Origin of the sequence: Flavobacterium sp. (genome assembly GCF_044348915.1) — a bacterium.
Classification (GTDB): Bacteria; Bacteroidota; Bacteroidia; order Flavobacteriales; family Flavobacteriaceae; genus Flavobacterium.
In genome coordinates this window covers 24,344-35,108 of record NZ_JBIKRX010000025.1, presented here as the reverse complement: position 1 = coordinate 35,108, position 10,765 = coordinate 24,344, and the positions used below count along the sequence as shown (strand labels likewise).

The 10,765-nt window shown below is 36.3% G+C and carries 11 protein-coding genes and 1 pseudogene; 11 read left to right on the top strand and 1 reads right to left on the bottom strand.

The genetic code is table 11. From position 1 onward, the window contains the following. The first annotated feature begins 188 nt into the window (after positions 1–188). The 11 genes and pseudogenes from ACIQ1E_RS06520 (at position 189) to proC (ending at position 9,328) form a co-directional block, all read left to right on the top strand. On the top strand, positions 189–428 hold the full coding sequence (locus ACIQ1E_RS06520; protein WP_396169795.1) for a hypothetical protein: 240 nt from the start codon (positions 189–191) through the stop codon (positions 426–428). A gap of 86 nt (positions 429–514) precedes the next feature. Then, positions 515–1,464, top strand: a pseudogene (locus ACIQ1E_RS06515) (YhcG family protein). Positions 1,465–1,492: 28 nt separating this feature from the next. Further along, a complete protein-coding gene (locus tag ACIQ1E_RS06510; RefSeq protein WP_165698040.1) occupies positions 1,493–1,663 on the top strand; it encodes a hypothetical protein in 171 nt (56 codons plus the stop codon). A gap of 89 nt (positions 1,664–1,752) precedes the next feature. Continuing rightward, positions 1,753–1,980, top strand: a complete 228-nt coding sequence (locus ACIQ1E_RS06505; protein ID WP_396169793.1) for a CDGSH iron-sulfur domain-containing protein — start codon at positions 1,753–1,755, stop codon at positions 1,978–1,980. 212 nt (positions 1,981–2,192) lie between these two features. Beyond that, positions 2,193–3,464: a serine--tRNA ligase gene (gene serS, locus ACIQ1E_RS06500; protein ID WP_396169792.1), complete on the top strand. Its 1,272-nt coding sequence runs from the start codon at positions 2,193–2,195 to the stop codon at positions 3,462–3,464. A 167-nt stretch (positions 3,465–3,631) separates the two neighbouring features. Continuing rightward, positions 3,632–5,410 carry a tetratricopeptide repeat protein gene (locus ACIQ1E_RS06495; RefSeq protein WP_396169791.1) on the top strand — a complete coding sequence of 593 codons (1,779 nt, stop codon included), beginning with the start codon at positions 3,632–3,634 and terminating at the stop codon, positions 5,408–5,410. 92 nt (positions 5,411–5,502) lie between these two features. Further along, on the top strand, positions 5,503–5,814 hold the full coding sequence (locus ACIQ1E_RS06490; RefSeq protein WP_396169789.1) for a DUF4286 family protein: 312 nt from the start codon (positions 5,503–5,505) through the stop codon (positions 5,812–5,814). 73 nt (positions 5,815–5,887) lie between these two features. Further along, the gene (locus ACIQ1E_RS06485; RefSeq protein WP_396169787.1) at positions 5,888–6,199 is read left to right on the top strand and encodes a hypothetical protein; all 312 of its coding nucleotides are present in this window, start codon (positions 5,888–5,890) and stop codon (positions 6,197–6,199) included. 83 nt (positions 6,200–6,282) lie between these two features. After that, positions 6,283–7,062: a 16S rRNA (adenine(1518)-N(6)/adenine(1519)-N(6))-dimethyltransferase RsmA gene (gene rsmA / locus ACIQ1E_RS06480; RefSeq protein WP_396169785.1), complete on the top strand. Its 780-nt coding sequence runs from the start codon at positions 6,283–6,285 to the stop codon at positions 7,060–7,062. After that, positions 7,052–8,404 carry a magnesium transporter gene (mgtE, locus tag ACIQ1E_RS06475; RefSeq protein WP_396169783.1) on the top strand — a complete coding sequence of 451 codons (1,353 nt, stop codon included), beginning with the start codon at positions 7,052–7,054 and terminating at the stop codon, positions 8,402–8,404. The genes rsmA and mgtE overlap by 11 nt, the downstream gene beginning before the upstream one ends. Positions 8,405–8,548: 144 nt before the next feature. Next, the gene (gene proC / locus ACIQ1E_RS06470) at positions 8,549–9,328 is read left to right on the top strand and encodes a pyrroline-5-carboxylate reductase (RefSeq protein ID WP_396169781.1); all 780 of its coding nucleotides are present in this window, start codon (positions 8,549–8,551) and stop codon (positions 9,326–9,328) included. 57 nt (positions 9,329–9,385) lie between these two features. Here proC and nhaA read toward each other — a convergent pair whose 3' ends face one another. Continuing rightward, positions 9,386–10,567, bottom strand: a complete 1,182-nt coding sequence (gene nhaA, locus ACIQ1E_RS06465) for a Na+/H+ antiporter NhaA (protein WP_396169779.1) — start codon at positions 10,565–10,567, stop codon at positions 9,386–9,388. Positions 10,568–10,765 lie beyond the last annotated feature (198 nt).

Sequence of the window (10,765 nt, the reverse complement as noted above, 5' to 3'; positions counted from 1 at the left end):
AGATACAATAGAAGGTCAAATATGGGGACAATCTTCGATGTGTTAATGAAAAAGATGGTGAAATTTGAATAAATATCAATAAAATCAATAGATAACAAGGGTGCTCTAAGCGCCTATACCTAAAAATATTATACGATTATCCTATTAGAAAAACACAGGGAGAATCTAATGGAGGAGGTAGTTTTCAAATGGAAGTTTTAGAAACAGAAATTAGTGTGTCTAACAAAAAAACTAACGGTTTTTTTGATTTGAATGTAGTCAAAACCTTTTCATACGAAGAAGAAGTTGAGGAAGATTTGGAAAAAGGAATAAAAGGCAAAGTAGCACCTATTAAAATTAAAAAAGAATCAGAAAGAATTCAATATAATGGTCAAATTTATTCTTTCAAAAAGGATGATAAATACAGGTTTCTAACAGATTATAATTAAATCCCCAATTACGTCCGCACTGCGGACACAATTCAATTTTACAATAAATTTCAGTATGTTTGTAACACCTCATTAATTCATTCCAGATGCTTCAAAATCAAACCATAATTCCAGATATAAAGGCAATAATTGCTACTGCCCAAGACAAAGCCATTAGAGCAGTCGATAACGAGCGAACTATAATGTATTGGACAATTGGCAAACGTATTTTTGAAGAAGAACAACAAGGAAAAGACCGCGCCGATTACGGAACCTACTTGATAAAATTCCTTGCAGAGCAATTGCAACCTGAATATGGCAGTGGTTTTTCATACCGTCAATTAAACTGGTATCGCCAGTTTTACCGAGCCTTTCCAATTGTGTCTACACTGTGGACACAATTGAGTTGGAGTCAATATAAATTGATATTGTCATTTGACAGTCAAGACAAAAGAGATTTTTATATTGCTGAAACAGTAAAGAATAATTGGACTGTTAGACAATTAGAACGTCAAATAAATACCAGTCTTTGGGAACGTCTTTTGATGAGTAGCTAAAAGACCCAATGGTTTTGGAATTCTTGGAGTTAAAACGAGAAGCTGCCTACTACGAAAGAGATTTGGAGACAGCGATTATCACTCATTTGCAAGACTTTCTATTAGAGTTAGGAAATGGTTTTGCCTTTATCGCCAGACAAAAACGAATTCATATTGATGGTGATGATTTTTTTGTGGATTTGGTTTTTTACAATCGCTTATTGCAATGTTTTGTAATCATAGAAATCAAAACCGAAAAACTGACCCATCAAGACATTGGTCAGTTGCAAATGTATGTCAACTATTATGACCGAATAGAGAAAAACAACAACGAAAATCCAACGATTGGAATCTTGCTTTGTGCCAATAAAAATGATGGCGTGGTTAAATTCTCTTTACCCGAAAACAATAAAAACATCATAGCAAGCCAATACAAATTATATTTACCAACGGAAAAACAATTATTAGAGGAAGTAAAAAAAGAATTGGAAAATTTCGAAGAAGATATGAATCAGAAATAGAAATTCGTCATTATTTAAAATGTCAATTATGCCCAAAGGACCTGAAAAAAACACCAAAAATAAGGCTTTGCATACCAAATTACTCAATCGGAAAAAGGCAAAATTGCAAGAAGAGAAAAAAGAAAAAGCCTTACGATTGAAAGCCTTGGTGGCAAAAATGAATCAGCAAAAAAATACTGATCAATCAATAGAACCATAGGCTCGACACATATTCTAGGGATGGATTTGAATCCGTCCTTTTAATTATCAATAATTTTCACAATCTTTGACCTCTAAAACAAAAACAATATGAGCAAGACTAAACTAATAATTAATAAAAACGGATCTATAAAAATCGAAGGTGATTTTGAAATAATGGATCAAGATGGTGCCATTTATGGCTTAGAAGGAAGAACTGCATTGGGACTTTGTCGTTGTGGGTTGTCATCCAACAAACCTTTTTGCGATGGTTCGCACCGTAATAATTTCGAAGGGGATTCAAAAGCATTTGATTTGCCACCAATGAAAACGAAATAAATCGTTTTCCAACTTACAATTTCAAAGCTACATTTTCATAGATGTAGCTTTTTTGTTTCGCAAAACCTTCGTCACATTTTTCAATTCTCTAAAATTCTTTTGTGCATCTTCGTGAAATAACTTTTCCTAAAAAACTTTTGTCCCAATAGTATCAAACATTTCCTTAAATTTGTGACCTTATTTAAAACAAATAAGCGTTAAAAATTTAAGTTATGTTACAAATTGCATTTATTAGAGAGAATCAGGCGAAAGTAATCAATGCTTTGGCAAAAAGAAATATGGACGCCACTGCTATTGTTGAAGAAGTGGTAAAACTAGACGAAACCCGTCGCGCCACACAAGTAGAATTAGACAATACTTTAGCCGAATCTAATAAATTATCCAAAGACATAGGCGAATTGATGAAAGGTGGCGAAAAAGCAAAAGCCGCTATTCTCAAAGAAAAAACCGTTCTCTTAAAGGAAAAAAGCAAAGGATTGGCTGAAACAGCTGAAACTCTTGCTGCTGAGCTTTTAGAAAAACTATACACTTTACCCAATCTTCCCGCTGATATTGTTCCCGAAGGAAAATCAGCCGATGATAATTTGAACGTTTTTCAAGAAGGCGACATTCCTGTTTTGCACGAAGGCGCGCAACCGCATTGGGAATTGGTAAAAAAATACGACATCATCGATTTTGAATTAGGAAACAAAATTACTGGCGCAGGATTTCCAGTTTATAAAGGAAAAGGAGCCAAGTTACAACGTGCCCTAATCAATTATTTCTTGGACAAAAATACCGCTGCTGGCTACAATGAAGTTCAGGTGCCACATATGGTAAACGAAGCTTCGGCATATGGAACTGGACAATTGCCAGACAAAGAAGGGCAAATGTACCACGACAAAACCGATGATTTGTACTTGATTCCAACGGCAGAAGTTCCAGTAACTAATTTGTTTCGTGACGTGATTTTGAACGAAAACGAATTACCAATTTTAACTACAGCTTACACCCCTTGTTTCCGTCGTGAAGCCGGTTCTTATGGCGCTCACGTTCGTGGATTGAATCGTTTGCACCAGTTTGACAAAGTCGAAATCGTGCGAGTGGAACATCCTGATAAATCTTATGAAGCTTTGGAAGGAATGGTCGAACACGTAAAAAGTATTCTTCAAGAATTGAAATTACCATACCGAATATTGCGTCTTTGTGGCGGCGATATGGGTTTCACTTCTTCGTTGACCTATGATTTTGAAGTGTATTCTACAGCGCAGGAACGTTGGTTAGAAATCAGTTCGGTTTCTAATTTTGAGACTTTTCAGGCGAATCGTTTGAAATTGCGTTTCAAGGACAAAGACGGAAAAAACCAATTGGCTCACACCTTAAACGGAAGTTCATTGGCTTTGCCAAGAGTTCTAGCAGGAATTTTAGAAAATTACCAAACTGCTGAAGGAATTGTAATTCCAGAGGTTTTACGAAGTTATTGTGGTTTTGATATTATAAATTAGTGATCAGTATTCAGTTTTTTAGTTATCAGATGGAATTGTTCCATAAAAATTTGATTGGTTAGAACCATTGAGGTTCGATTGTATTTTTTTTGTAAGCTTAAAATTGAATGTTTTTTTCTTCGACACGCTCGCTGAACACTAAAAACTGAACACTGAACACTTTTTGAATGAAATACTTAATTCTACATATCGCCCTGTTTTTTTCATTGGTTTGTTTTTCGCAAAACGATCAATTGGCACAGTATTATTACGACAAAGGCGATTTCGAGAAAGCCAAAATCAGTTTTGAAGAATTATTAAAATCAGCGCCGCAAAATTCACAGTATTTTCAAAAAACGATCGATTGTTACCAACAATTACAACAATTTGATGTCGCCGAAAAAGCCATTCAATCGCGAATGAATACCTACAAGCAAGGCAATCTTTTGGTCGAATTAGGCTATAATTTCCAATTGCAAAAAAACGAGGTTTCGGCCAAAAAACACTACGACGAAGCCATCGAACGCATCAAAAAAAATCCGAACGAAGTCTACGCAATTGAGAATGCCTTTGAGAGAAAATCTTTGATTGAGTATGCCTTGAAATCCTTTCAAACAGCATTGTCAGTTGAGCCACAGTTCAATTTCAATTATCAAATGGCACAGTTGTATGGCCAATTGGGCAACACCGAAATGATGATTACTACTTTTTTGGATGAGGCTTATGCCAATCCACAAAATTCGGTGATTATACAAAATCAGTTGGCTCGTTTTATGGCCGAAGAAGGTGATGAGAGCTTCAATGAAACGTTGCGAAAAGCACTAATTATAAGAGCTCAAAAGAATCAAGATGTTTTTTGGAACCAATATTTGAGTTGGTTTTACGTCCAACAAAAAGAATTTTCCAAGGCTTTTATCCAAGAAAAAGCAGTTTACAAACGCAATCCAGAATCTTTATCAAGTATTCTCAACTTAGCACAATTAGCGATAGACGAAGAGCAACACGAAACTGCCAAAGAAATTCTGGGATTTGTTCTAGAAAACACAAATGATTTAGATTTGACCATTCAAGCTCATGCCTATTTGTTTGAAGTGAAAATATACAAGGCGCAAGAGAAAGATTTCGCTGCCATTAATACTGAAATCAGCAATTTGTTGTCGCAATATGGCTTCACTCTAAGTACTTTATCTTTGCAATTGATACAGGCTCATTTTTTGGCTTTTAATTTGAGAAAGCCAGAGGAAGGAAAAACCATTATCAAGAAATCACTCGAATTGCAGTTGGATGGATATCAAGAGGCCCAGGCCAAAATGGAATTGGCGGATATCTTGCTTTATCAAGAAAAATTCAATCAAGCTTTAATTTGTTATTCTCAAATTGAAGAGAATCTAAAAAATGCCACCGTCGCTCACGAAGCGAGTTTGAAAGCCGCGAAAACGAGTTATTTTCAAGGCGATTTTACTTGGGCTTCGAAACAGTTCAAGGAATTGAAGTCGGCGAGCACACAGTTGATAGCTAATGATGCTTTGGAATATTTCCTTTTAATCAGTGACAATACCGTGGCCGATTCGACTCAAACCGCCTTGAAACAATTTGCCAAAGGCGATTATTTATTATATCAAAACCGAAATCAGGAAGCGATTCTGCAATTTCAGTCAATTTTGAAAAGTTTCAAAGGAGAACAAATTGAAGCCGTAACTTTGTTGCGTTTGGGTAAAATTTACGAAAAACAAGGAGAATTTAATTTGGCTTTAAGCCAATACCAAAATATTATTGCCCATCACGCAGATGCTATTTATGTTGACGAAGCCTTGTTCTTTTCGGCAGAAATTGAGAAAAACAAGTTGCAACAACCCGAAAAAGCAAAACCGCTTTACGAGAAAATAATTTTCAATCATCAGGACAGTATTTACTTTGTCGAAGCACGAAACAAATACCGGCAATTGCGAGGAGATAAGAATTTATAAAATGGCAATATCAATGACAATGTCAATTTCATCAAAGTAAAATCTTTTAAAGTCTTAATACTTAATTCTCTCAATCTTAATACTTTTAAACAATGATAATTTATAACGTTACCACCAACATACACGAAAGCGTTCACGATCAGTGGATGATTTGGATGCAACACAAACATATACCTGAGATGCTAGCCACCGGCAAGTTTTCTTCTGCAAAAATGGCTCGTGTCTTAATCGAAGAAGAAATGGGAGGAGTTACTTATTCGGTTCAATACTCGACAGACAGCAGGGAAACTTTGCAAAAATATTATGCGGAAGAGGCCCGAGCTTTAAGGGAAGAGGGTGTAAAATTATTTGGAGACAAAATGCTTACTTTTAGAACGGAATTGGAAGTGATTTCGGAGCATTAAAAAAAGTGGTCAGTGGCCAGTTTTTAGTGTTCAGCTGAAAAGGAATTAAGCAACAAATATCATCTTTGAATTTATGAATATTAAAACTCTTTCTGACTACGATATTTCAATACGAGGACAATTAACTGTTAATCTGCCAGTAGTACTTATAATGATTTTTACTGCATTTGGATTGAATATGTTTTTGGATCTAAATTTTAAAATAGCAGTCTTTATAGGTTTAGTTTTGGGTTGGAGTTATTCTGTTAAGAAATGGATTCAATGGGCAGTTAAGAATGATGTAGATATTGATAGATTAGTGAAAATTGGAAAAAGAGGTTCGTTAATTTGGAGTAAAAATACTGTCGAAACAGTAACCAAGTACAATAAAACACCCTTTATATAAAAACAACTTTGCGGCTTCGCGTCTTTGCGGTAGAATAAAACTTAAAAATAAAGCGGGATTGCTTCGTGCCTCGCAATGACTATATGGAAAAAGTAAAAGCCAAAAAACACCTCGGACAGCATTTCTTGAAAGACGAAAGTGTAGCACAAAACATTGCCGATACCTTGGGTCTCGAAGAATACGAAGATGTATTGGAAATAGGACCTGGAATGGGCGTTTTGACCAAGTATTTGTTGGAAAAAACAATCAACACCTATGTGATCGAAATTGACAACGAATCGGTGGAGTATTTGGATGCGAATTATCCCAAATTACAAGGAAAAATCATTTCCAAAGATTTCTTGAAATACGATGTCAACGAAGTTTTTGGCGGAAAGCAGTTTGCTATCATTGGCAATTTCCCCTATAATATTTCGACACAAATTGTTTTTCGAACATTAGAATTGCGAAACCAAATTCCGGAATTTGCAGGGATGTTTCAGAAAGAAGTGGCAGAACGTATTTGTGAGAAGAAAGGGAGCAAAACTTATGGAATTCTTTCGGTTCTGGCTCAAGCATTTTATGATGCAGAGTATTTATTCACCGTTGATGAGCACGTTTTCATACCGCCGCCAAAAGTAAAATCGGGTGTTTTGCGTTTGCGAAGAAAAGAGGATTATAGTTTGCCTTGCGGCGAAAAGTTGTTTTTTACGGTCGTGAAGACTGCTTTTCAGCAACGTAGAAAAACATTGAGAAATAGTTTAAAAACACTAAATTTGTCCGATAATTTGAGAGAAGACGAAGTTTTTAACCTACGTCCGGAACAGCTTAGTGTTGAACAATTTATCGAATTGACCCAAAAAATAGAAGCCGATGGAGTTTAAAGTCAGCAAAGAACTAATTCTAGAATTAGAGCAACTTATTCAATCAAAAAACGACCAGCAATTGGAAGTTTTATTGAATGACTTGCACCATGCTGATGTTGCCGAGATTCTCGACGAACTTGATTTTGACGAAGCGACTTATATTTTCAAGGTTTTAGATTCTGAAAAAACCGCCGAAATCCTTCTTGAATTAGAAGATGATTTACGGGAGAAAATATTGAGCAGGCTTTCCCCAAAAGAAATTGCCGAAGAACTCGACGAACTCGAAACCAATGACGCGGCAGATATTATTGCCGAACTTTCGCAAAGCAAAAAGCAAGAAGTAATCTCGGAACTTCAAGATGTCGAGCATGCCAAAGATATTGTCGATTTGTTGCGTTATGCTGAGGATACGGCAGGGGGAATTATGCACAAAGAGTTGGTAAAGGTCAACGAAAACTGGAACGTTTTCACCTGTATCAAACAAATGAGAATCCAAGCAGAAAACATCTCTAGGGTCCATTCTATTTATGTGGTGGATGATGAAGATAGGTTGTTAGGGCGATTGTCACTTAAAGATTTGTTGACAACTTCTACAAAAACACCCATTAGCGAAGTCTATATCAAAAAATTAAATTCGGTCAAAGTAGATACTGAAGATGTTGAGGTAGCACGTATTATGCAAAAATACGATTTAGAAGCTATTCCTGTTATTGACGAACTAGGAAGATTAGTAGGCCGCATCACCATCGATGACATCGTAGATGTAATCAAGGATGAAGCAACCGAGGATTATCAATTGGCTGCGGGTATTTCGCAAGACGTTGAGGCGGATGACAGTATCTTGGAATTGACAAAAGCGCGTTTGCCTTGGTTGGTTTTGGCGCTTTTAGGCGGCTTAATTTCAGTTAAAGTGCTCGAATTATTCGGAGGTGCTATGAAGGAACATGGAAGTTTATTCTTTTTTATGCCTTTAATAGCAGCGATGGCTGGAAATGTTGGGGTGCAATCCTCTGCGATTATTGTACAAGGTTTAGCCAATGATACTTTGAGCGGATCTTTGTTCAACCGATTGATAAAAGAAGTTTCCTTGAGTTTGCTTAATGGTGTAATTTTGGCATCCATCTTATTTTTAGGAAGTCATTTTCTGCTTGATGTAGAAGTTATTATAGGGGTAATTGTCACGGTAGCGTTGATTTCAGTGATTATCATTGCTTCCCTAATTGGGACATTTGTACCTATATTATTGGATAAATTCGGAATTGACCCTGCACTTGCCACCGGTCCTTTTATAACGACTAGCAACGACATTTGTGGAATTCTAATTTATTTTTCGATTGCGCGACTGATTTTAGGATTTTAAAAAAAACTGTAAAAACACAAATTGTAAAGAAAACTAAGTGTAAACAGTTCTAAGAAGTCTATGCAATAAACACAGGACATATAAAATATTTTAAAAATAAACTTTGCGCCTTAGCGTCTTGGCGGTAAAAAAAACGTATATAAAATGAAAGTACACATTATTGGAGGAGGAAATCTAGGTGTTTCCATAGCATTAGGATTAACACGATTTTCGAAAGGCAACCAAATTACCATAACCAGACGGAATACAGCAAGTATTCTTTATTTAGAAGAATTAGGTGTAACCGTTTCAAAAGATAACAAACACAACATCCAAGAGGCAGATGTGATTATTCTCACCATCAAACCGTATCAAGTAAATACCGTTTTAGCCGAAATCTTGCCTGTAATTTCCAATAAAGTAGTTGCTTCGGGAGTAAGCGGATTATCGATTGAAACACTTCAAAATAAAATTGGCGAATCGAATAGCGCAATTCGAATTATGCCCAACATTGCAGCTCAATTTGGTGCTTCGGCAACTTGTATTGCCTTTAATGAAAAACATGCAGCTAAAGCTCAAAATGTGGTAGACCTTTTCCAAGATTTAGGAACAGCGCCTATTATTGACGAAAAATTGATGGATGCGGCTACTGTTTTGGCAGCAAGCGGAACGGCTTTCGCCTTGCGTTACATACGTGCTTCGATGCAAGCCGGAATCGAAATTGGTTTTGATTGGAAAACGGCTTTGGCAATTTCAGCCCAAACGGTTAAAGGAGCTGCCGAAATGATTATGGAAGAAAATATCCATCCAGAACAATTAATTGATCGTGTAACCACACCTCAAGGGTGCACTATTGCAGGTCTAAACGAAATGGAAATGCACGGATTCAGTTCGTCGTTGATTAGAGGAATTAAGACTTCTTTGAAACAAATTAAGGGTAACTAATAGAACATCAAATACCAAAAAGGGAATTTAGCTAAAACTAAATTCCCTTTTTTGATTTTAGGAAGAAGTGACCACTTTCTTTATTTTAGGTTTTATTCTGGGAATAGGTTTCTTAATAGTGAATTTCAGCCAAAGGAAACCTATGGTTCCTGCGGCAAATGACGCAATAAGTACCGCTATTTTCGAATTGTTAATTACTTCAATATCGTCGAATGCGAGAAGGGTAATAAAGATCGACATGGTAAAACCTATTCCACCTAACATTCCAGCTCCGATAATATTTTTCCATTGCAATTCTTCGGGTAAGGCGCATAATCCTAAACTTACGCCAAGAAGTGAAAACAGGAAAATCCCCAAGGGTTTTCCAACGATAAGTCCAAGGAGTATTCCAATCGAATTTGAATGGGTTAATCCTTCACTCCAATTTGAATCAATGGCGATGCAAGTATTAGCAACAGCAAAGAGCGGAAGTATAAAAAAAGCGACAGGCTTGTGCAGTAAATGTTGAAGAATATAAGAGGGAGACTTTTTGCCGCCGCTGCCAAAAGGAATTACAAAAGCAAGTAAAACACCAGTTATGGTAGCGTGAACTCCAGAATTCAACATAAAATACCACATAATAACACCACCAATTAGATAAGGAATTAAGTTATACACCTTCATTCGATTCAGAATAAACAAAACGCCCATAACACCAAAAGCAATCGCTAAATTCAGGAAAGCAATCGTGCTTGTATAAAAAATCGCAATTACTATTATTGCTCCTAAATCGTCCATAACGGCGAGCGCAGTAAGGAACACTTTTAAGGAAGCGGGGACGCGATTTCCCAACAATGACAAAATTCCAATGGCAAACGCGATGTCTGTTGCCATAGGGATTCCTGCGCCGCCTTGAGTTGCAGTGCCAAAATTCAACAACATAAATAGTCCTGCTGGAACAAGCATACCGCCGAAAGCGCCAAAAATAGGTAAAGCCGCATTCTTGATACTTGACAATTCTCCTAGATAAATCTCGCGTTCTAGTTCCAATCCAATCAATAGGAAGAAAAACGCCATTAGTCCATCGTTGATCCAATGGGTAATAGAATGATGCCCAACTTCGGTCGACCATAAAGAAATATACTGTGTTTGAAAAGATGAATTGGCAAGAGAAAGGGACAAAATAGTGACAAAAAGAAGGATAAGTCCGCCTGCTTTTTCGCTTGCAAAGAAGGATTTAAATGTTTTTGTTAATTTCATATTTTGATTTTTATTTCGTTTCTATTTAACAAACTTACACAATTGCAACACTAAATCCTTGTTAACTTTTAATTTACCGACAAAAACGAGACGATAATTTTTCATTCTGACGCAGGAAGAATCTCATTTTGTTGATTAGTTTTGTTGGGATTCTTTCTGTGTTAGAATGATAAAGTTATTCGAGAAAAATTTAAAATA